The sequence below is a fragment of the Vibrio pomeroyi genome (assembly GCF_024347595.1).
In the GTDB taxonomy this organism is placed as follows: domain Bacteria; phylum Pseudomonadota; class Gammaproteobacteria; order Enterobacterales; family Vibrionaceae; genus Vibrio; species Vibrio pomeroyi.
Window position 1 is genome coordinate 26168 of sequence record NZ_AP025507.1, and the last position, 22162, is coordinate 48329.

17 protein-coding genes are annotated in these 22162 nt (G+C 46.7%); 6 read left to right on the top strand and 11 right to left on the bottom strand.

The features are described 5' to 3' along the window. Positions 1-278: 278 nt before the first annotated feature. Positions 279-1118 carry a helix-turn-helix transcriptional regulator gene (locus tag OCV12_RS16345; RefSeq protein WP_102424484.1) on the bottom strand — a complete coding sequence of 280 codons (840 nt, stop codon included), beginning with the start codon at positions 1116-1118 and terminating at the stop codon, positions 279-281. A gap of 378 nt (positions 1119-1496) precedes the next feature. Here OCV12_RS16345 and OCV12_RS16350 point away from each other — a divergent pair, with 378 nt between their 5' ends. The 4 genes from OCV12_RS16350 (at position 1497) to OCV12_RS16365 (ending at position 6874) form a co-directional block, all read left to right on the top strand. After that, positions 1497-3401 (top strand): PTS fructose transporter subunit IIABC, encoded by a 1905-nt coding sequence (locus OCV12_RS16350; protein WP_261886549.1) that lies wholly within the window; start codon positions 1497-1499, stop codon positions 3399-3401. 108 nt (positions 3402-3509) lie between these two features. Continuing rightward, positions 3510-4727 (top strand): mannose-6-phosphate isomerase, class I, encoded by a 1218-nt coding sequence (gene manA / locus OCV12_RS16355; RefSeq protein WP_261886550.1) that lies wholly within the window; start codon positions 3510-3512, stop codon positions 4725-4727. Between the two features lie 265 nt (positions 4728-4992). After that, entirely contained in the window at positions 4993-5433 is a 441-nt protein-coding gene (locus tag OCV12_RS16360; RefSeq protein ID WP_261886551.1) for a PTS sugar transporter subunit IIA, read from the top strand. 13 nt (positions 5434-5446) lie between these two features. After that, a complete protein-coding gene (locus tag OCV12_RS16365) occupies positions 5447-6874 on the top strand; it encodes a fructose-specific PTS transporter subunit EIIC (protein ID WP_261886552.1) in 1428 nt (475 codons plus the stop codon). Between the two features lie 60 nt (positions 6875-6934). Here OCV12_RS16365 and OCV12_RS16370 read toward each other — a convergent pair whose 3' ends face one another. Continuing rightward, on the bottom strand, positions 6935-7711 hold the full coding sequence (locus OCV12_RS16370; RefSeq protein ID WP_050651339.1) for a transporter substrate-binding domain-containing protein: 777 nt from the start codon (positions 7709-7711) through the stop codon (positions 6935-6937). Between the two features lie 124 nt (positions 7712-7835). Between OCV12_RS16370 and OCV12_RS16375 the strand changes: the two genes are divergently transcribed. Continuing rightward, complete coding sequence (locus OCV12_RS16375; protein WP_239848883.1) at positions 7836-8576, top strand: amino acid ABC transporter permease; 741 nt, start codon at positions 7836-7838, stop codon at positions 8574-8576. 145 nt (positions 8577-8721) lie between these two features. Here OCV12_RS16375 and OCV12_RS16380 read toward each other — a convergent pair whose 3' ends face one another. From OCV12_RS16380 to OCV12_RS16415, 8 genes are all read right to left on the bottom strand, one after another. Continuing rightward, the gene (locus OCV12_RS16380; protein ID WP_261886553.1) at positions 8722-9852 is read right to left on the bottom strand and encodes an ABC transporter ATP-binding protein; all 1131 of its coding nucleotides are present in this window, start codon (positions 9850-9852) and stop codon (positions 8722-8724) included. Between the two features lie 56 nt (positions 9853-9908). After that, positions 9909-10643 (bottom strand): HAD family hydrolase, encoded by a 735-nt coding sequence (locus OCV12_RS16385; RefSeq protein ID WP_261887133.1) that lies wholly within the window; start codon positions 10641-10643, stop codon positions 9909-9911. Next, positions 10633-12108, bottom strand: a complete 1476-nt coding sequence (locus OCV12_RS16390; RefSeq protein WP_261886554.1) for a CehA/McbA family metallohydrolase — start codon at positions 12106-12108, stop codon at positions 10633-10635. The genes OCV12_RS16385 and OCV12_RS16390 overlap by 11 nt, the downstream gene beginning before the upstream one ends. Positions 12109-12230: 122 nt before the next feature. Further along, the gene (locus OCV12_RS16395) at positions 12231-13511 is read right to left on the bottom strand and encodes an extracellular solute-binding protein (RefSeq protein WP_261886555.1); all 1281 of its coding nucleotides are present in this window, start codon (positions 13509-13511) and stop codon (positions 12231-12233) included. A 6-nt stretch (positions 13512-13517) separates the two neighbouring features. Further along, positions 13518-14465 carry a carbohydrate ABC transporter permease gene (locus OCV12_RS16400; RefSeq protein WP_261886556.1) on the bottom strand — a complete coding sequence of 316 codons (948 nt, stop codon included), beginning with the start codon at positions 14463-14465 and terminating at the stop codon, positions 13518-13520. Between the two features lie 23 nt (positions 14466-14488). Then, the gene (locus OCV12_RS16405; RefSeq protein WP_017064953.1) at positions 14489-15373 is read right to left on the bottom strand and encodes a carbohydrate ABC transporter permease; all 885 of its coding nucleotides are present in this window, start codon (positions 15371-15373) and stop codon (positions 14489-14491) included. Positions 15374-15457: 84 nt separating this feature from the next. Then, positions 15458-16360: a LysR substrate-binding domain-containing protein gene (locus OCV12_RS16410; RefSeq protein WP_261886557.1), complete on the bottom strand. Its 903-nt coding sequence runs from the start codon at positions 16358-16360 to the stop codon at positions 15458-15460. 170 nt (positions 16361-16530) lie between these two features. After that, positions 16531-18156 carry an ABC transporter substrate-binding protein gene (locus tag OCV12_RS16415; protein WP_261886558.1) on the bottom strand — a complete coding sequence of 542 codons (1626 nt, stop codon included), beginning with the start codon at positions 18154-18156 and terminating at the stop codon, positions 16531-16533. A 144-nt stretch (positions 18157-18300) separates the two neighbouring features. Between OCV12_RS16415 and mpaA the strand changes: the two genes are divergently transcribed. Beyond that, the gene (gene mpaA / locus OCV12_RS16420; protein ID WP_261886559.1) at positions 18301-19008 is read left to right on the top strand and encodes a murein tripeptide amidase MpaA; all 708 of its coding nucleotides are present in this window, start codon (positions 18301-18303) and stop codon (positions 19006-19008) included. 328 nt (positions 19009-19336) lie between these two features. Here mpaA and OCV12_RS24930 read toward each other — a convergent pair whose 3' ends face one another. Beyond that, positions 19337-22057: a tetratricopeptide repeat protein gene (locus OCV12_RS24930; protein ID WP_315972803.1), complete on the bottom strand. Its 2721-nt coding sequence runs from the start codon at positions 22055-22057 to the stop codon at positions 19337-19339. Positions 22058-22162 lie beyond the last annotated feature (105 nt).

Here is a 22162-nt window from a genome sequence, read left to right on the forward strand (position 1 = left end):
AAAAAACAATATACAGCTCGCAAAACCACCTCTTATTGTAATTAATCGGCGTTATCTAGAGAATCGCAAAAAATACACAAAACGTGGGAGTCGGTTTAGTAATAAGTAAGAGAAAGCTGTTGAAAAGAGGAAACTTAGAGGAAAGCAAAAATCAAATTGATTACCACAACACAGGGTCAGTTGCTGTAATCAAGTCATACAAAATACGGTCGTATAAGACAAGTTCGAGAAGATAGTTTGAAACGGATAATTTGAAACAGTATCAGATTGAAACGGTATCAGATTGAACCGCGGTATTCGGTTGGGGTTCTTCCTGTACGGTTTTTGAATACTCGGCAGAAGTAGTTCACATCTTTAAAGCCGCAACGAACCGACACTTCATTGAGCTTGAAGTTGTACTTCTTAAGCATGAACTTAGCGCGGTCGACTCGCACGCGCGTGATGTACTCGGCCAACGTCATGTGGCCTTGTTGGCGGAACATTCGCGACAAGTGATTGGATGAAATACTAAAGCGCGAGGCGATGCTGTCACGGGTGATGTGGCGGTGGAAGTTCTCTTGAATGTAGATACAAATGCCCTGATACACATCCTGCACTCGGCTGTGAGATTTCTCGACAGGCGCATCTAGCATGGTCTTACTGTATTGCAGCAGCGCTTGCAGTAGCAGCTCATCCATCGGCTGCTTATTACTCTCCCTCGCGAGTGAGCTGAGCGCCTCTAGAATGTTATCAATCGCAAAACCCGAGCGAGTCTGAATACTGTGCTTTTGAATATCGTAGAAGCTCTCTTCCCCTTTGCGCTTGCTCACCAAGCTTAAACCCAGCTGACGACGACCAAACAACATGCTCAGCACCGAGCAATCAGTATCCCAATTGGGCTTATTCCAACAGTTCGGTGGGATGAAAATCGCATCCCCTGCTTTCGCAACAACGTTGGTAATTTTGCGATCATGACTCTCCATTTCATTTATATACTCTCCGTCTAGCACCAGCTCTAAACGTGGAAAGTTCACCTGATAACTGCATGCTGAAGGCGTATGAAAATCTCCAGCAAACCAGATGTTGTGAAACGGTTCTCGCTCGTTTAATACCGACGAGATTAGGTCATGAAATATCATTTATTAGAACTCTTATGGGCAGCAATAAGGCTACGGCAATAGATATACTCCTTAGTGAAACATAGCGCTATTGAGCAAAATCACAATTTGAGATCTAGGTTACAAAAATCCAGTATTGGGAATAAATCTCCAGTCACAAATCTGATATAGCACATTGTTCCCCCGATGACTCCGCACGCCGAAGCCCTTGTAAATAATAGCCTCAAGCAGGGTCAACCCATGTCAATAGAGGCCGAAAAACGCGCCACTAACCGATCAAAATCACACTCCATTTATAACGCAACAATCATCCAGTAAATGCATTTTTTCTTCACTACAGAAGGCAAGTAATCAATTTCAGAATACCCCTAACAAAATAAAAATGAGTAGGGGTTCGTTATGATCACGACATTGATCAATCAAGATTTGATTAAGCTTTCGCTTAACGCCAATTCCAAAGAAGACGTATTTAAAGAGCTGATAGACGTGCTGTACGCACAAGGTCGAATTTCAGACAAAACACAGTTTCTTGCCGACATTAAAGCGCGAGAAGAACAAGGCAACACAGGGTTTGAAGAAGGCATCGCCTTACCACACGCGAAAAGCAGCGCAGTGATCAAACCTGCAGTTGTTATCGGTGTCCACAAAGAAGGAATCGAGTACGGCGCCGATGATGGTCAGCCTTCAAAACTGTTCTTTATGATTGCCTCTCCCGATGGCGGCGACAATCACCACATCGAAGTATTGGCAGAGCTTTCTTCAAAACTGATTGAAGAAGGCTTCATCGAAAACTTCATGAATGCCGACTCCGAGCAAACCGCATTAGAGCTACTGCTTACCAAACCTGAACCTACTGAAACTGAAACCAATGTTGAGAAACAATGCTTCATTATTGGTGTGACAGGTTGCCCGGCTGGCGTGGCGCACACTTATCTGGCAGCAGAAGCGCTAGAGAAAGGTGCAGCAGCACTTGGCTACGATGTTAAGGTCGAAACCAACGGCTCTATCGGCGTTAAAAACAGCCCCACTCAAGAAGAAATTGAACGCGCAGACGCGATTGTCGTCGCTTGTGACAAGCAGGTCGACATGGTTCGCTTTGCTGGCAAACGCGTTATCTGCACCAACGTAAAAGCACCTATCAAAGACGCGCAAGGCTTGATCAAACAAGCACTCAACGCGCCAAGTTACCAAGCAGAACCAGCATCGACCAACCAATCCGTTGCCGAAAAAGCATCGCAAGCGCGTTCAGACCTTTACCGTTACTTGATGAATGGCGTATCACACATGATTCCATTCGTGGTGACGGGCGGTCTTTTGATTGCCCTAGCCTTAGCTATTGGCGGTGAGCCAAGTGAATCTGGCATGGCGATTCCTGCTGGCAGCATGTGGAACCAGATCCTAGAAGTCGGTGTAGTTGCCTTCACCCTGATGATCCCGATTTTGGCTGGCTACATTGCTTACGCGATTGCTGACCGCCCAGCTCTAACCCCAGGTTTGATTGGCGGCTGGATCGCCAACAACGGTTCTTTCTACGGCGCTGATGCTGGTACAGGCTTTATTGGCGCAATCATCGCAGGTCTATTAGTCGGTTACTTTGTTAAGTGGATTACCTCGTTTAACTACCACAAATTCGTTCAACCACTTGTGCCTATCATGATCGCTCCGATCACTGGCTCTCTATTTATCGCAGGTCTTTTCATCTTCGTAATTGGGGCTCCAATTGCTGGATTGATGGATGCGCTTACAGCCCTACTTACTAGCATGAGCACAGGCAACGTGGTTCTGCTTGGTATTGTCCTTGGTGGCATGGCTGGTTTCGATATGGGCGGACCATTCAACAAGGTGGCGTTCCTATTCTCGGTCGGCATGATTGCTAGCGGTCAAACTCAATTCATGGGTGCAATGGCATGTGCAATTCCTGTCGCTCCACTGGGTATGGCTATCGCAACCAGACTTGGCCGTAAGTTCGACCTATTCGAATCGTCTGAGATTGAAGCAGGTAAAGCAGCAGGCGCGATGGGCTTAGTGGGTATCTCTGAAGGTGCGATTCCTTTCGCGGCTCAAGACCCGATGTCAGTTATCCCTGCCAACGTACTGGGTTCAATGACGGCTGCGGTTATGGCGTTCTCATTTGGTATTACCAACAGCGTTGCTCACGGTGGTCCTGTGGTCGCTCTACTCGGTGCAATGAACTACCCAATGCTGGCACTTCTGTGTATGGCGTCAGGTGCGGGCGTGACTGCGGTTACTTGTATCGCGCTTAAAAATCTACGCAAAGCCAAGCTAACAGCAGCAGCGGCTTAAGCCATTTCAACTCCAATGGCTTGAGCCCTCTACCCTACTGTTTTTAGTAGCTAATAGTTTTTAGGAACGAATAGAGCTCAAGCCATGTTTCCCTTCATGGTGATTTCGATGTCTGATTTTTCTTTAGTGAACGATTCGTTCGTACAACGTTTTTTCTACCCTATGACCAACGTGATTCAAAACTACGCATGGGGTAGCCCTTCTTCGTTTAACCAACTGTTTGGTATTGATAACCAATCTGGTGAGCCGCAAGCGGAGATCTGGATGGGGGCTCACCCGAATGGTTGCTCAATGGTGAACGACAACGGGCAGCAGACCACATTATCGAGCTTGATTTCTAAGAACCTAAACCTGTTTTTAAGCGAGAAAGTGGCGAGTCGTTTTGGCGAACTGCCGTACCTATTCAAAGTGTTAGCTGCTGAGAAAGCACTCTCTGTTCAAGTACACCCAAACAAACAACAAGCCGAATCTGGCTATGCACTAGAAGAGCAGCAAGGTATTCCGATTACAGCGGGCAACCGTAACTACAAGGATCCTAATCACAAGCCAGAACTGGTGTATGCCCTAACCGACTACACGGCGATGAATGGCTTTAGGTCAATCAGCGAGATCCTTGAGCACTTCCACTACCTCGATATTCCTGAGTTACATTCGATGGTTAACGACCTCGCGGGCGATCAAACACCCAATGGCTTAGCCGTCTTTTTTGCGAGCTTACTGTCTTTGGAAGGTGAACAAAAAGGAATGGCGCTTGCCATGTTGATCATGAAGGCCAAGCTTTCTGATAAACGAGTATTCCAATTGATTTCAGAACTGGAAGATCAATATCCAGGTGATGTCGGCCTGTTTGCACCGTTGCTATTGAATGTGATCACCCTAAAGCCAGGGCAAGCTATGTATCTGGATGCTGAAACGCCCCACGCTTACATCAAGGGCACAGGCTTAGAGATCATGGCGAACTCAGACAATGTGCTGCGTGCCGGGTTAACACCTAAGTACATGGACGTGAATGAGCTTGTCTCTTGTACTCGATTTAATGAAAAGCCTGCGGATAGATTACTGCTCAGCCCGATTGAGCAAGGTGATGTGATGGAATACGAAATTCCAGTCGAAGATTTTAAGTTCTCTATCGTGCAGAATTCTCACCAGAGAAAGATCACCACCGAAGGTGCCGAGATCCTATTGCCGCTCGACGAATCCATGGTGCTCACTCATCAATGTGGTGAAACCTGTGTAATAGAGAAAGGCCAGTCGGTGTTTATTCCTGCTTATGCTGAGAGTTACAAACTTGATTGCGTTGGCCGAGTAGCGCGCGCTTACAGCTAGCTTTCTAACAACTCAGAACACACTCTTCATGCCCTGCTTTTGCGGGGCATTTTTGTTTCTACAGCTCTTTTCTTCCCAAAGAAAGTTATTTCAGCACCGAAATACATCCTCAAATATGACCCATCTCACACTGGATGAATGATGTAAATCACACTTAATTTTGCTGGATACAAATGTACAGTGAAGGGCTTTTATTTGCTATTTCACGAATCGAGTTAATCCATTAATTTTAATTCAAGAACTTCAATAGTAAATGAGTTAATAAATGATCACACAGCTAACTAACGTCAACTTAATTAATAACAACCTTCAAGCGAATAATAAAAAAGAACTGTTTGAAGAATTGGCAGGTATGTTATTTGAGAACAACCGAATCAGTAATAAAGAAGCCTTCTTGTCAGACATCGAAATTCGTGAATCTCAAAGCATCACCTCAATGGACGGCATCGCTTACCCACACTCGAAAAGCAAGGCAGTAACAGAGCCTGCAATTGCGGTCGGTGTTAAGCGCGAAGGTATTGAGTATGGCGATGAAGACGGCATTAATCCAACCGTGTTTTTTATGATTGCTTCACCAGATAACGGTGCTGACCATCATATTTATGTACTACAAGAACTATTTGGGAAATTCAGTGATGAATTTATCCAAAATATCCATAACGCAAAAGATGAACATCAAATCCTTAATATTTTAATTAATTCATAAGGCGTAAACAATTATGAGTACCCTAGCAAATCAAGCTACGAATACCAGTAGCAATTCGAATAATAAGAATAGTAGTAGCGACTATAAAAAACTCCTTAGTACCATGAAAGGTCACCTGCTTTTTGGTACATCACACATGCTACCTTTCATTGTAGCCGGTGGTGTTCTGTTGGCTCTAGCAGTCATGGCATCGGGTAAAGGTGCGGTTCCAGCAGATGGCTTGCTGGCAGACATCTCTAACATCGGTATCAAGGGCCTTGTTCTTTTCCCAATCATTCTTGGCGGCTTTATTGGTTACTCAATTGCGGATAAACCAGCACTAGCACCAGCAATGATCTCTTCAGGCATCATGGCAGACATGGGTGGCGGCTTCCTTGGCTGTATCGTGGCTGGCTTCATCGCAGGTGGCGTGGTGCTTCAACTTAAGAAGATCCCACTGTCTACCAACATGACAGCACTAGGTGCTTACTTCATCTACCCGCTTCTAGGCACATTAATCTCTGCAGGTATCGTACTGTGGGGCATCGGTGAACCAATCAAACTGTTCATGTCTTCAATGAACGAGTTCCTAGCTTCAATGGCTGGCGCATCTAAGATGGTTCTGGGCACAATCCTTGGTGGTATGACGGCATTTGATATGGGCGGTCCGATCAACAAAGTGGCAACCCTATTCGCTCAAACTCAAGTAGACACACAACCGTGGCTAATGGGTGGCGTAGGCATCGCGATTTGTACACCACCTCTAGGCATGGCATTGGCAACTTTCCTCTTCAAAAACAAGTTCTCTAAACAAGAACAAGAAGCAGGTAAAGCAGCGGCAATCATGGGTTCTATCGGTATCTCTGAAGGTGCTATCCCGTTCGCAGCGAACGACCCAATGCGCGTACTTCCTTCAATCGTTGCTGGTGGTATCGTGGGTTGTGTGTTTGGCTTCATGACAGACGTTCTATTGCACGCACCTTGGGGCGGCCTAATCACTGCGCCAGTATCAAGCAACATTCCAATGTACGTAGTGGGAATTGCACTTGGCTCGCTAACCACAGCGGTTATCGTTGGCTTCTGGAAACCAGTCGCAGTAGAAACAGAAGAAGACATGGTTGAAGCGGCGCCAGTTCAAGCTCAAACGGCTCCTTTAGCAGGCGAAGGCGAGTACGACATCGTAGCAGTAACATGTTGCCCTTCTGGTGTTGCGCACACCTTCATGGCAGCGAAAGCACTGGAAAAAGCAGGCTTAGCGGCAGGCCTTAAAATTAAGGTAGAAACACAAGGTCAAAACGGCATTCAAAACCGCATCACCGACCTAGATGTGGCGAACGCGAAGCTGGTTATCTTGGCTCACGATATTCAAGTGAAAGACGCTCACCGCTTTGCAAACGCAAACGTGATTGAGTGTTCAACCAAAGAAGCGATGAAGAAAGCCGCAACACTGGTCGTCGCATAACCCAACGTCAAGTTAGCTCCTAACTCTAGAGCCCGACCCCCTAAGGGCTCTATGAGCTCGTTACATGCTCTTCAGTCCCCACTTCTCAGCGGTTTGCTTGAAGAAACCTTGCGTCTTTTTCAATTCAACCCAGTGGTTAATGTAGTTAATCCAAACCTGATCATCTTGTGGTAGTAACATCGCAATTGGAGTTGGTTTACGTGGCTCTTTCACCGGAACTATCGCGAGTTGTTTAAACTTCTCGACTAAGGTTGCAGCCTCTACGTTTGAAGTCACGGAGACATCGGCGCGGCGAGCTAAAAGCTCTTGGAAATCCCGTGCTGGCGCTTCAATCACGATGTGTTGTGCCGATGGGAAAAAGTCCTTCACCATTTTTTCTTGTACTGTGCCGAGCGTGGCGGCAACTTTGATTTCTGCTTTGTCAAAGTCACTCCAATCAGAGAACTTCTCTATGTCTTTCTTTTGCACAACAGGGACGAAAGCCAGATAGAAATAGGGTTGGCTGTACCCAGCGACTTTTGCTCGAGACATGTTGAGCGATGCGCTGCCAGTCACGTCGTATTTGTTGGCTGTGATGCCATTCACCAAGGTTTTCCAGTCTGTTGCGACGTATTCCACTTTAACGCCTAGGTCCTTAGCCAACTCAGTCGTGACATCGATATCAAAGCCGCGGTAGCTATTGGTCGCTGGATCCTTCATTGTCATTGGGTTCCAATCCCCAGTTGTACCAACGCGAAGAACTCCGGCATCGAGTATCTCCTGCAAACGACTTTGTGCATGTGCAATTTGTGTAAAAGCAAGTAAGCACATTCCTAATGCAATTAAGCTTTTCTTCATTTTTTATTCCTTCAAAGAATGCTGATTTCTAAGTGATGAATGTAGATATTCTTCTTAATTATTAACCATTAAACAGATTTGGTTGTTAACATGGCAATAACAAATGGAGTTTTTGGGAGTAAATGTGAACTATCGTCACTTATCGCTAGTTTCTCTGCTGTTTCTGACAGGATGTTCAGATTACCAATGGGGATGGTATGTACTCGACCCGTCGACGGAGCAGGGGCGAACTAACATTCAGTTTTTGATGGCTGGTTTTAGCGAGACTATTCAGGTTTCGTTGCTAAGCATGTTTTTTGCTATGGCTCTGGGTCTATTGGTCGCCTTTCCAGCGCTTTCTAGTTCTCCAATACTCAGGGGGATTAATCGACTTTACGTAGAGGTGATGCGTTCTATCCCTGTATTGGTATTGCTATTGTGGGTGTATTACGGAATGCCGACATTACTCGATGTCTCTTTGAACCACTTCTGGGCAGGGGTAATCGCATTGACCATTGCCGAGAGCGCCTTTATGGCAGAAGTGTTCCGTGGGGGGATTCAAGCGATTAATCGTGGCCAACATGAAGCGGCCGAATCCTTGGGATTGACCTATTGGCAAAAAATGCGATTGGTTATCCTACCGCAGGCATTCCGTCAGATACTGCCGCCCTTGGGCAATCAGTTTATTTATATCCTCAAGATGAGCTCGCTAGTGAGTGTGATTGGTTTGAGTGATTTAACAAGGCGAGCAAATGAGCTGGTGGTGAACGAATATTTACCTTTAGAGATCTATACGTTTCTGGTTTTGGAGTACCTTGTTCTTATTTTGGTCGTATCGCAAGCGGTTCGTTGGCTAGAAAAAAGGATTGCGATTCCGAGCCATTAAATGGTTCTAACCCTCAAGAGTGTTTAGCTATCTCCAACAAAAAAGCCTCGAGCACAAAACCGAGCTCCTGTTGATACTCCCCCTAAGAAAAATCCCCACTCATCTGAGCGGGGATTTCTTTATTTTGACTCTTCGACACATCGACTTATTCAGTCAATGCTTCTTCTGTCTCTAGGTCGAACAGTTGGCACTGTGAGGTATTGAAATGCAGCACCGTCTCTTCACCACTGTTTGCCGTGCGATCGGCATCGAAAGGCACGCGCGCCACCAGCTTATCAGCACCCAGTTTAAAGTAGAGATACAGCTCATTCCCCATCGACTCGACCACATCCAGCCTGTGCGTTTGAGTATTTACCTCAGATAAAGGCGCATCGTGATTAGCCAGTTGAATGTGTTCTGGGCGAACACCAAACCATACCCACTCGCCCGACTTATCACGAGCAATAGTCTGCTTATCTTGTGGCAGTGTCCAACGAGTGCCACTTTCAGAGACCACGTTCATCACGCCATCAATCTCATCCAACCTTACCTTGAGAAGATTCATCGCTGGCGAACCAATAAAGCCCGCGACAAACTTGTTTGCTGGGTATTGATAAAGGTTCATTGGCGTATCGACCTGCATGATCTCACCTTGATTCAACACACAGATACGGTCACCAAGGGTCATGGCTTCCACCTGATCGTGTGTCACGTAGATCATGGTGGCGTTCTGCCCTTCTTGCTTAAGATTGTTGTGCAGCTGCGCAATGCTGACTCGCGTTGAAACTCGCAGCTTCGCATCCAAGTTAGACAAAGGCTCATCAAACAAGAACACATCTGGTTTACGAACCATCGCACGACCAAGCGCCACACGCTGCCTTTGACCGCCCGACATTTCACCTGGCTTGTTATCTAACAAGTGCTCAATGTCTAGTGTCTTGGCAGCTTCTTCGATACGTTCAGTGATTTCGCGCTTTGGCAGCTTCTGCTGCTTAAGACCAAAAGCCATGTTGTCGTATACCGACATATGCGGGTAAAGTGCGTAGTTCTGAAACACCATAGAGATGCCACGATCTTTAGGTGGCAGCTCATTCACACGCTTATCGCCAATGTAGACATCGCCTTCTGAGATATCTTCAAGGCCTGCGATCATACGAAGTGTCGTAGATTTTGCGCAGCCAGACGGCCCAACAAACACCATAAACTCACCTTCGCGAATATTCAGATCGACACCGTGCACGGCCTTAAAACCATTTGGGTAAGTTTTCTCTACCCCTCTCAGTGTGACTTCAGCCATAACCTGTCCTTAAATCAATTCGTTAAATACTATCTTTCAATCTGTCGTGAAACGTTTTAGCCACGTTCTTGCAGTTGATTGAGCTCAAAGTGGGCAACCGATGCAATAACCAGATCCGCCACTGGCTCTAACTCGCTGTGTTGAGCCGTGCCCGTTAGAACGCCAACATTGCTTGCTCCTGCGTTACGGCCAAATTCCATATCCGAAACCGTGTCACCAAACATGATCACTTCATGTGGCTCAATACCGCATTGCTCACAGAAGGCATTGAGTAGTGCTGGTGCTGGCTTAGGTTCGATATCACCATCGGAATAACCAACATAATCAAACATCTCGCTCAAGCCCGATTGCTCTAGTGTGTAGATCGTTGAGTCTTTGGTGTCTGCGGTCGCGATGCCTAAAATCATGCCTTGCTGCTTAAACAGACCGAGCTTTTCAGTCACACCCGGCAGCGCTTCAATCCAGCTTGGGTTCTCTTCCACTTCGTCATTGAAAGCCGCTTTGGTCACCTTAGTGAACTCAGTGAGTGACACATTAGGTTGCAGCATGTTGAACCACGCTGTCGCGGTATCTTCCACGGGGTTTGAGGCTAATAGTCCATAGTTATCAACCACATCACCTTCCACGCCAATGGCCAAGAGTAACTCAGCAGATGTGACAGTTTGATTACCTTGGTGTTGGTCACTGTAAGATTTAACACGCTCACAAGCACCACGAGAAACGTTAAGCCACATCTTGTGGAACTCTAACAATGTGCCGTCTTTATCAAATAACATCGCCTTAAACTTCATCACGGCTCATTCGCTCCATTAGTTCTCCCCAAGTACGCACTAGGGGTTGGTTAAATTCTGGTTGTTTGCCGTCGAATACGGCGTTGATGCAACCTTCAAACTCACGTTCGTCAGATACGGGTTGAGGGCTGTTGATTAGTGCTGAAGAAAGCTCTCCGCGACGAATATCCACTCGGCACCAACGGTAGCCCTCATCAATATGGAGACTTTGCAGCTCATCATTCAGAGCGATTCGTTCAACAATATCGCCATCCACCACGCACTCAGCGTAGTAAGGGTTTTCTGAATCAGTGACAGCGATACGATAAGTGAGTGCCTGCCCTTGAGAATCGTTACCCGGTAGCAAGTCGCCCAAGTTGATATCAAATTTCAAGCCGCAACGTCGCTCTAGGTAAACTTGCCCATTACGCAAACCAGACAAGATGCCTTCGCCACTCAAGCCGTGGCTGTATACGAAAGTGGATGGGTCACCGTAGATAGAGGGCTCATCCGATTTAGGATTGCGTTCATGGGGCTCAAGGTGTGAATCACTGCCGCCAATCGCGGTAATACGCTGGCCACAATTCCACATTTCATTGAGAACCAATAACGCCTCTTCGGTCGCTTTCGGTGAGGTCGACCAAGTTGGATCACAACACACTTCAAACGTAGACACTTGGCTGAGATCCACTTGATCGTAATGCCAGTGCCACGGCTTCATCATAGGATGATTAATGCCAAGGGAACTGTGTCCACTTTTGGCTAAACCCAATCCCGCTTCCATGGTGCCTTGGCTGCTGTGTTCAACGTCTCTAAGGTCCAAAGACTTAACCGGACCATGCACATTGAAGTGCCCGAGATCGGTCGTGACTTCTAGCGCAGGTAGAAACAAACACTGGTCAGAAACAGGCAACTTAGGTTGGCAGATGTTGTGCTCAGTGAAGAAGAAGAAATCGAGCTCTTGTGATTCGACAATCCCTTTAGCCGCTGCCAAGGTATTGTGACCATCAGAAAGCTGAGTGTGGGCGTGTAAATCGCCACGATACCAGCGAGAATCAGAACTCAGCATGTGGCTGTAATCAAACTCGATATCGTGCTCGCTTGTCACTGTTGGGTTTAGTTCTAGCCCGCTCTCAACTCCATCAGTGTTTGGCTCATCAGAGCAAAACACATCGACTTGATACTGCATCGCACGCTCGGTGCGAAACTCGCCTTCAAGGTTATAAAGCTCTAAGAACCACTCGCCCGATGGAATCGCTCCATCAATCGCGCCTAGGCCAGAATTTTGCGGTTGGATAGTGAGTGACTTGTGCGCCTTTTCAAACAGCACTTTGCCACGAAATGCTTGGTTGGCATCATACGCCGCCGCGTATAAAAACCCTTTTTTCACCGTTGTGCCGGTAATCGTTACGCAGTGAGAACCTGCTGGCACATCAAAGGGGATACGTACTCTGCCAAACGGCAGCTCACCTTGAAATTGGGTCATTGTCTTCACCAAATTCGTCCTAATTGAAGGACTGGGTCAAAAAGAGGCCCACCCGAATAGATGGGCCTTTGTTAGTTAATCGCTCTTCGTTACTAATAACCATGAGCTAACCACTTTACAGATTAAGAACGATTCGCTCGGTCTAGTGCACGTTGTGCTTTCTTAGCCGCTTGCTTTAGCGCTTTGTCAGCAGGCACGTTTTGGATTTGAATCTGATCCGCTGCCACTTTAAGAGCATCCATGATCTTACCGTTAGTAGGGTCTAGGAAATCTTTGGTTGCCGTGTTCGCTTGCTTCAGCGGGATCAGAGCTTGCGGATTATCTTTAGTGAACGCTTGGTATTCTGGTACTTCAGAAACACTGTTACGCACTGGGATGTAACCCGTAAACATTGACCATGCCGCGGTGTTTTTCGCGTTGGTGTAGAACTCAACAAACTCAAATGCACCTTTCGCCGCTGCGTCATCTGTGCCTTTTGGCATAACGTAAACTAGCGCACCCGCTTGTGGTGCAGAAGGGTTTGAGCCCCAACCTGGTTGTGTGGTTGCCGAAAGCTTAGTGAAGTCCAAATCCCCTTGGTCACCTGATGAACCGGTGTAACCAAGCGCGTTGTCTTTCATCACGTCGTCAATGGTTTTGTACCAGTATTCCCAGCCTTGACCACCGTAGTGAATACGCATGATTTGGTCATCGTGGATCCACTTACGGAAGCTGTCCCATACCTCAACCCATTCAGCCGAGTCGATTAGCACTGTTTTGCCATCTTCACTGATGATCTGTGCGCCGTTAGAGAAAGCCGCGTCAATCATGTTGTCTTGACCCCACATCGGCTCCCACCCATAGAAGGTCACGTTACCTTTGTCGTCACGCTGTGTGACTTTCTCTGCGACCTTAGCCACGCCTTGCCATGTGTTTAGGTCTTGCTCTGTAAAGCCGTTATCTGCCAACACCTGCTTGTTGTAGTAGAACACTTGAGTTGTACCATAAGCAGGTAGGCCGATGATGGTGCCATCGTCTGCTGTCACTTGGTCTTTAAACGCGCCAATGAAATCAGAGAAGTTAAACTCTTCATCCATGAACGGCGTTAGGTCACGGCTTAAACCACGCCCATGCATCGCTTCTGCACGCCCTGAATCTAGCAGCACAAGTTCAGGTGCAGTTCTAGACGCTAGGCCAGCTTGCAGCTTCTGGTAGGTTTCTGTGTAGTTACCTTGCAATGCTGGCTTCACCACATACTCATCTTGGCTTGCGTTGAACTCTTCGATGAGCTTAGTCATCATTTGCTGTGGCTTAGTACCACCGGAATACCAAAAGTTAACTTCGGTTGCGGCAAGAACACTGCTAGAGAACATAGACGCGCTTGCTGCGCCAGCACACACTAGTGCGAGAGTTTTTAATTTCATTTCCGTTTACTCTTTTACGCCGTTATCGGCGATACCTGAAAGAATCGTCTTTTGACAAATGACGAATAGAATTAACAAAGGCAATACTGCAATGGTGCTCGCCGCCATGATTTGCGACCAGTTCAACCCATAGTTACCTTCGGCAATAAAGTAGTGACGAATACCAGTAGCGATCAGATTTAAATCCTGAGTCGTTATCACTAGGCTCGGCCACATGTAGCTGTTGTAATTGGTAATAAAAGTGATGAGGAACAGTGTTGCGACTGCTGCTCGGCATTGCGGTAAGATGATTGCCCATAAGATTTTGAGCTCACCTGCACCATCAATTCGTGCCGCTTCAATCAGCGACGGATGCACCTTGATAAACACTTGGCGCAGATAAAACACGCCGAAAACCGACGCCGCATTCGACGCCACTAAGCCCATATGTGAATCCAACAAACCCAGTTTCGCCAAGGTGATGTAAGACGGAATGTAAGTCACTGCGCCCGGCAGCATGTAACACCCCATCACGACGAAATAGAGCACCGTCTTCGAACGAAACCTCAGCTGAGTCAGCGCATATGCAAACATCGCCGAATTCACAATCACCAACAAGGTGGTGAACAAAGCCACACTAAAGCTGTTGAAGATGTACAAGCCAAACGGCGCGCTGTGAAAGGTTTCGACAAAGGTTTCCCAGCGAAATTGCGCTGGAATCAAGTCCAGCGGATTGGCAAAGATCTCATCGTTGCTTTTCAGCGAACCAGACAGCATCCATAAAAACGGAAACACCATAATGGTTCCGCAGGTTGCTAAGAACAGGTGTTTAGCCAGTGCGAGGAACGAGCGGCGATCCACTGAAGCTTTCTTTGATACAACCTCTAATTTGGTCGCTTTGGTTTGGGCTCTAACTTTGGTTTTCGCTGTGCTCTGATTTAATACTTGATTGGCATCCAATACTTGCGTGGTCATAATTCTGTCCTTTCAAAAATCGACTAGTAGTACACCCAGCGCTTGCCGATGTAGGTATTAATAAGTGCCAACAATCCAGTAATCAGGAATATCACTAACGATGTCGCGGCCGCGGGTCCCATTTCGTAACGTTCAAACGCCTGTTGGTAGAACAAGTACAGCAAGGTACGTGTCTCACCACCCGGCCCGCCTTGCGTTAGGATCTGGAACTGATCGAACGCCTGCATTGCCGTGATAATATTGACCACCACTAAGAAGAATGTGGTTGGGGAAATCAGTGGCAGCGTTATCTTCAAAAAGCGCGTTAAACTGCTGCAGCCATCAATCAAAGAAGCCTCATACAGTGACTCTGGAATCTTGTTAAGCGCACTAATGTAAAACAACATCGTCCAACCAATCGCCTGCCACACCGTCACGATAATCACCGCAATCAAGGCTGTGTTTCCGTTCTCTAACCATGGAATCGCGCTAAACCCTGCCGACTCCAATAAGTGGTTTGCCAAGCCTGATTTGGTCTCGAATACCCAAGACCACACAATCGACACCGCAACCGTTGGCGTGATCCAAGGCGAGAAGATCACCGCACGATAAAATTGGCTGCCTTTGAAGTTTTTGTGCAGCAACATGGCAAACACAAGGCCAAGAATGATGGTTGGAATCACCACACCCACAGAGAACCAAAACGTGTTGAGCATCGCTTGGATGAACTCGTAGTCCTCAACCATGTACTCGTAGTTTTCTAGGCCGATGAACGAGTAATCTGGCGAGATGTAATCCCAATCGGTGAAGCTGATGTAAATCGAATAACCAAATGGTACGAGCCAAAAAGTAAACAGTGGCACCAACAACGGTGCAGTAAATAGCAGTACCTTTAAGCGGTTTTTCATTGGTTCTGAGAAAGCACTCATGGTGACCTCGTCCTTATTTGTATGCGGTTAAATTAAGGGGTTTGTGTGACAGGTTAGTAAGAGCGCCCTTCATTTTTTTTATGGCTATCCATTAGAAAATCTTTCTTCCAGTTCACCGTCTTCCATCTGGTGATAAAGCCAATCACAGAAGAAGTTCACTTTGGCACTACGTCGGTGTTTGGTAATCAAATAATGGGCAGATTCAGCAGGCATAGAGGATTCCGTCGCCAAAACAAGATCGTTTTTCTCTAACAACTCAGACACCGCAAGCGAACGCACCAACAACACGCCAATGCCATGTTTGACCGCCTCTAAAGCGTGCAGAGAGTTACTCACTTCAAGTAGCACCTTTGGTAAAGTCATCTCGAATTGGTTGTGACTCAGCCATTGCAGCCAGTTCTCTCGGTAACCTTTTACTTGCACGGTCGGCAGAGCAGAAAAATCATGCTCAACCAAGGCGTCTTGATATTGGTTTTTAAAGTCTGGGCTACACACCAACTGCCAATGCTCTTGAAACAGTCGCTCACTATGGGTGTCTTCACTTTCAACTTTGCCGTTGGTCAGTTCGATATCGACATTCTGACAAGGGTTGGTTGATGGCCAGTCCACCAGCTGAATATCGAGCCTGATAAAAGGGTATTTTTGATAAAAAGATGGCAGGCGAGGTAACAGCCAGTTATGGCAAAAGGTGTGATTAACGCGCAGGCTCAATACGTCGGTTTCTTTTTCCCCGAACAGGATTTGAGTCTGTAATTTCAGATGGGCCAATGAGCCCGCAACAATCGGTTGATAATGCTGGGCAGCCGACGTCAGCTTTACGCCTTTGGAGCTGCGTTCAAACAGTGTGGTGTCGAGAAAGGTTTCTAAACTTTTAAGCTGCTGACTCACTGCAGCTTGCGTAACACAAAGCTCTCGCGCGGCAGCGCCAATAGAACCGAGGCGGGCAACAGCTTCGAACGCAACAAGGGCACGTAGAGGGGGTAACATGGCTTCACCTGATTGAAATAAAAGTGAAAAATACTTCAATCAGGTTTCAGTTTTTTGCGCTTACCGTTACAGATTAATGACGAAGGGACGTTGATCAGATATTTATGATCAACGTCCCTTTTCTCTATTTCATGTTTTTAGCGGTGTGTCGCTGCGTGAATCAAACGCAATTACTCTTTGATGTAGAGATCCTTAGAGTAGATACGCCCTTCAACGTTGTTCTTCGCAAAACCACCAACACTTGGCCGCACTAAGCGAGCCTGCATGTAGTAGTAAATTGGTGCGATAGGCATGTCTTCTGCCAGTAACTGCTCTGCTTGGTCATAGAAACCTTGGCGATCTTGCTCGCTGGTTGCGGCTAGTGCGCTATCCATTGCAGCGTCGTACTTGTCATTGCTGTAGCGAGCAAAGTTACCCGAAGAGCCAGAACGCAACAGGCTCAAGAAGGTTGATGCTTCGTTGTAATCACCACACCAAGAAGCACGCATTACGTCGAAATCACCTTGGCGACGTGAAACCAAGTAAGACTTCCACTCTTGGTTTTCCAGCTCAACTTGTGCGCCTAAGTTGCCTTTCAGCATTGATGCAATCGCCACTGCTATGGACTTGTTCGACTCACTGGTGTTGTAAAGCAGTTTGAAGTCCAACGGATTAGACGCATCGTAGCCCGCTTCTTTCAGTAGCTCTTTTGCTTTTTGATCACGTTCTTTCTGAGTCCACGTGCTGTATTCAGGTTGTGTCGCATCAAAACCAGCCGTGTACTCATGAGCAAAGGTATAAGCTGGTAAGTTGCCTACCTGAGTAACACCATTGGTGATAACGTCACGCATCATGGAATAAGAGACAGCCTTACGGACTCGTGCGTCATCGAATGGTGGTCGTGTTGTATTGAACGCGTAGTAGTAAGTACACAGCAAAGGCACCGCGGTAAACGCATCTTGGTATTTGGATTTAAGCTGCTGCGCCATGTGTGTCGGCACATCTGAAGTGATATCGACCTCGCCCACTGCATAGCGGTTAATCGAGGCATTCTGGTTCTCAAACGGAATATATGTCACTTCGGTTAGGTGCGTATCTGAACTGTCCCAGTATTTTGGATTCTTCTTAAGTTCGATGCGCTCGTTCACCACCCACTCGTCTAGTACGAATGCACCATTACCGACAAATTGCTTAGGATCGCTCCACGGCTTGTCGCTACTTTCTAGGGCTGCTTTGTGCACTGGCATCATGGATGTGTGACCTGTCATCGCTACAAAGTAAGGCACTTTACTATCGAGTTCGAACTTCACTGTGTGTTTGTCGACTGCAGAGATACCTAACTCTTCAACGGGCTTTTTGCCTTCGGCTACGTCAGCAATGTTGTTGATTTGAGTAAGCTTGAGATACCAAACATTCGGCGATGCCGTTTTAGGGTCTACCGCTCGTCTTATCGCATACACGAAATCATCGGCCGTCACCAGATCGCCATTCGACCATTGCGCGTCTTTACGCAGGTGGAATACAAAGGTCTGGTTGTCTTCGGTTTCCCAAGATTCCGCTACACCGGGGGTGATATTGCCATCGCGATCTTGAATCACTAAACCTTCAAACAAGTCACGTAGAATGTGCATTTCCGGCAAACCTTCTGCTTTCGCAGGATCGAGTGTCGCAGCCTCTGCATCATTCGCGCGCACTAAGTGTTGCTCTTTCGCCAGAGAAGTTCCCGCAGGCAATGTGTCAGCAACGGCAGTTACTGAGATAAAAGGGGTCAATAGAGATGAAATGAGTAAAGCCGTTGAATGTTTCTTAAAATCCATATGTTTTTGCTCTCCTAGCCTATCTTTGAAGCAAGTAATAAAATTAACAATGCGACTGTTGACGAGTTTTAACGCTTTAGTTTATTTAAGTAGGTTTGTGTAATCGTTAATACTTGATAGTACTTGATCAATCAGGAGATAAAGGTGAGTTTAATTCCAAGAACGGAAAGAGCTGCATTTTCAATAAAGCCGCTGCCATATGGAAAGTCGGTATTGGGCGCACCCTTGCTCTATTTCCCCGCGCAAGTAGAAAGCGAATCTCGAGGTCTAATCATAGCAGGCACACACGGTGATGAAACTGCATCTATCGCAGGTTTGTCGTGCGCGCTAAGAAGCTTGCCAGCCGCCAACTTACGACACGATGTGATTCTGTCGATGAACCCAGATGGCAATCAACTAGGCACTCGCGCTAACGCTAACCAAGTCGATTTGAACCGCTCTTTTCCAACTCAAAACTGGACAGCAAACGGCACCGTCTATCGCTGGAGTTCTCACACACCAGTCAGAGATGTAAAAGTGAAAACCGGCCAAGCAAATCAACTTGAACCGGAAGTGCAGTCGCTCATTGACCTTATCGAACAGCGCAAGCCCAAGTTCGTCATCTCTTTCCACGAACCACTCGCCATGGTCGATGACCCAACCCAATCGGAACTCGCCACTTGGCTAGGCAAACAGTTCAAACTGCCACTCGTTGAAGACGTCGACTACGAAACCCCAGGCTCGTTTGGCACGTGGTGCCAAGAAAGAAACCTACCGTGTATTACCGTAGAGCTACCGCCTGTTTCTACAGATTTGACTATAGAGCAATATTTGGATGCGTTTGTGGCGGTGTTGGGGTGTGAGGGAAGTTAGCGCAGCTTATTATTGGACAGAAACGTGATAGCGACTTTTCTAAATTAGTACTTAGTGGATAACTAAAGGTATGGAAAAGTGAGTATTGGAGAGCGAGCACGATGCGTAAAATCGCACTAGTAAAAGGTTGGTTTAGATGCCGACTAAATACGGTTCCGTTCAAACCACTATTATTGAATAAAAAGCCTTTAGCGGTGTATCCAGAAGAAATTCACCCTTCGTATTGACTTTGGCGGGTGAAAACGGCTCCCTATCGGGAGCCTGTCATATGTCTAAATCTCGGTGCGGTTGAGTTCAATCAACTATCGGAGTTGCATGAAGCTTGTATTTAATTACATCGAATGTAATCAGACTCCAAACATATTTTAGCTCTTTTTTTCGCCTCATTGACATCGGTTAATGTCATTCTTTTAGTCATTACATCGAAGTCGTTTTGCATCCCTTCCTTGCCATTATATTGAGCTAATTTTAACCACATGTAAGATATTTTATCGTTTTTAGTCACACCTTTACCTTCTGCGTACATTACTCCAAGATTGTATTGAGCTGTCGCAAGTCCTTGCTCAGCTGCCTTCGTGTACAAAGACACCGCTTTTTTTTCATCTCGAGAAACACCGGTGCCCTTTGCGTACATAACACCTAGATTGTTTTGAGCATCTACATCACCCTGCTCCATGGCCTTTCTATACCAAGACACCGCCTCTTTATCATCTTGAGAAACACCTCGACCTTCTGCGTACATAACGCCTAGATTGTTTTGAGCTGTCGCAAGTCCTTGCTTAGCGGCCTTTCCGTACCAAGACACCGCCTCTTTATCGTCTTGAGAAACACCGATGCCTTCATCGTACATCCACCCTAAATGGTTTTGAGATCTCGCATGCCCCTGCTCTGCAGCCTTTTCATACCAATACACCGCTTCTTTATCGTCTTGAGAAACACCCGCACCTTGCTCGTAAGACATTCCAAGGTTATGTTGAGCATCTACAACCCCCTGATCAGCGGCCTTTTTATACCAAAACACCGCTTCTTTATCATCTCGGGAAACACCTCGGCCTTCTCCGTACATAACGCCTAGATTGTTTTGAGCTAGCGCATGTCCTTGCTCGACGGCCTTTTTATACCAAGACACCGCTTCTTTATAGTCCTGAGAAACACCTAGGCCTTTTTCGTGCATAACGCCTAGATTGTTTTGAGCTAGCGCAAGTCCTTGCTCAGTGGCTTTTCTATACCAAGATACTGCTTCTTCATAATTTTGAGAGATACCTCGACCTTCTACGTACATGCTGCCTAGATTGTTTTGAGCTAGCGCATGCCCTTGCTCAGCGGCCTTTCTAAACCACAACACCGCTTCTTCATAGTCTTGAATTACACCCACACCTCGTTCGTAAGACAATCCAAGATTATATTGAGCATCCATAGCACCCTGCTCAATGGCTTTTCTATACCAAGACACCGCTTCTTCATAATTTTGAGAAACACCTCGGCCTTCTGCGTACATGGTGCCTAGATTGTTTTGAGCTAGCGCGTGTCCTCGCTCTGCGGCCTTTCTATACCAATACACCGCTTCTTCATAATTTTGAGAAACACCTCGGCCTTCTGCGTACATAGCACCTAGATTGTTTTGAGCTAGCGCATGCCCTTGCTCAGCGGCCTTTCTAAACCACAACAGCGCCTCTTTATCATCTTGAGAAACACCTGTGCCCTCAACGTACATCCATCCTAACTTGGTTTGAGCTATTGCATACCCCTGCTCTGCCGCCTTTTGATACCAAGATACCGCCTCTTTATAATCTAGGGAAACGCCTGTGCCTTCGTCGTACATAATGCCTAGATTGTTTTGGGCTCTCGCATACCCCTGCTCTGCGGCCTGTCTATACCAAGACACCGCCTCTTTATCATCTTGGGAAACACCTCTGCCTTCGTCGTACATCCACCCTAAGTTAGTTTGAGCGCTCGCATCACCGTGCTCAGCGGCCTTTCGATACCAAGACACCGCCTCTTTGTCATTTTGAGATACACCTCGGCCTTTTTCGTACATAACGCCAAGATTGTTTTGAGCTGTCGCGTTCCCCTGCTCAGCGGCCTTTCTATACCAAGACACCGCTTCTTTATAGTCCTGAGAAACACCTCGGCCTTCTTCGTACATAACGCCTAGATTGTTTTGAGCTCTCGCATGTCCTTGCTCAGCGGCCTTTCTATACCAAGACACCGCTTCTTTGTTATCTAAGGAAACACCGATGCCTTTTTCGTACATCCATCCTAAGTTAGTTTGAGCTCTTACATACCCCTGTTCAGCGGCCTTTCTATACCAAGACACCGCCTCTTTGTCATCTTGAGAGACACCTCGGCCATTTTCGTACATCCATCCTAAATTGTTTTGAGCTCTAGCGTACCCCTGCTCAGCGGCCTTTCTATACCAAGACACCGCCTCTTTATCATCTTGAGAGACACCTCGGCCTTCGTCGTACATCCATCCTAAATTGTTTTGAGCGCTCGCCTCCCCCTGCTCAGCTGCCTTTTTATACCAAGACACCGCCTCTTTATCATCTTGAGAAATACCTCGGCCTTCTTTATACATCCATCCTAAGTTAGTTTGAGCTCTCGCGTACCCCTGCTCAGCGGCCTTTCTATACCAAGACACTGATTCTTCATAATCTTGGGAAACACCTCGGCCTTCGTAGTACATCCATCCTAAATTGGTTTGAGCTCTTGCATACCCCTGCTCTGCGGCCTTTCTATACCAAGACACCGCCTCTTCATAATCTTGGGAAACACCTCTGCCTTTTTTGTACATCCGTCCTAAATTGGTTTGAGCTCTCGCGTACCCTTGCTCTGCGGCCTTTCTATACCAAGACACTGCTTGTGTATCGTCCTGAGATACACCTTTTCCGTCTTCATACATAACGCCTAGATTAAATTGACCATGAGCGTCCCCTTGCTCTGCCTGTTGAAAGTATGCAGCTTTTTTTGCTTCAATATCTTCTTGATGTCGATCTTGAGTGCACCCAGCCAAGCTAATAGAAACTATTAAGAAAATTAAAATTCGCATCTCTGACTCTGTTATATAAGTAATAATTATTATTTATGTGTGTAACTTGTGATTTCCACAAAATCTATGACAAGTAGTAACAAAGTCGCTATAGCGACCTTTAAA

Bases quoted from the DNA above. Each gene is read 5' to 3' on its own strand.
- OCV12_RS16345 (WP_102424484.1), bottom strand. From the start codon at position 1,118: ATGATATTTCATGACCTAATCTCGTCGGTATTAAACGAGCGAGAACCG.
- OCV12_RS16350 (WP_261886549.1), top strand. From the start codon at position 1,497: ATGATCACGACATTGATCAATCAAGATTTGATTAAGCTTTCGCTTAAC.
- manA (WP_261886550.1), top strand. From the start codon at position 3,510: ATGTCTGATTTTTCTTTAGTGAACGATTCGTTCGTACAACGTTTTTTC.
- OCV12_RS16360 (WP_261886551.1), top strand. From the start codon at position 4,993: ATGATCACACAGCTAACTAACGTCAACTTAATTAATAACAACCTTCAA.
- OCV12_RS16365 (WP_261886552.1), top strand. From the start codon at position 5,447: ATGAGTACCCTAGCAAATCAAGCTACGAATACCAGTAGCAATTCGAAT.
- OCV12_RS16370 (WP_050651339.1), bottom strand. From the start codon at position 7,711: ATGAAGAAAAGCTTAATTGCATTAGGAATGTGCTTACTTGCTTTTACA.
- OCV12_RS16380 (WP_261886553.1), bottom strand. From the start codon at position 9,852: ATGGCTGAAGTCACACTGAGAGGGGTAGAGAAAACTTACCCAAATGGT.
- OCV12_RS16385 (WP_261887133.1), bottom strand. From the start codon at position 10,643: ATGAAGTTTAAGGCGATGTTATTTGATAAAGACGGCACATTGTTAGAG.
- OCV12_RS16390 (WP_261886554.1), bottom strand. From the start codon at position 12,108: ATGACCCAATTTCAAGGTGAGCTGCCGTTTGGCAGAGTACGTATCCCC.
- OCV12_RS16395 (WP_261886555.1), bottom strand. From the start codon at position 13,511: ATGAAATTAAAAACTCTCGCACTAGTGTGTGCTGGCGCAGCAAGCGCG.
- OCV12_RS16400 (WP_261886556.1), bottom strand. From the start codon at position 14,465: ATGACCACGCAAGTATTGGATGCCAATCAAGTATTAAATCAGAGCACA.
- OCV12_RS16405 (WP_017064953.1), bottom strand. From the start codon at position 15,373: ATGAGTGCTTTCTCAGAACCAATGAAAAACCGCTTAAAGGTACTGCTA.
- OCV12_RS16410 (WP_261886557.1), bottom strand. From the start codon at position 16,360: ATGTTACCCCCTCTACGTGCCCTTGTTGCGTTCGAAGCTGTTGCCCGC.
- OCV12_RS16415 (WP_261886558.1), bottom strand. From the start codon at position 18,156: ATGGATTTTAAGAAACATTCAACGGCTTTACTCATTTCATCTCTATTG.
- OCV12_RS24930 (WP_315972803.1), bottom strand. From the start codon at position 22,057: ATGCGAATTTTAATTTTCTTAATAGTTTCTATTAGCTTGGCTGGGTGC.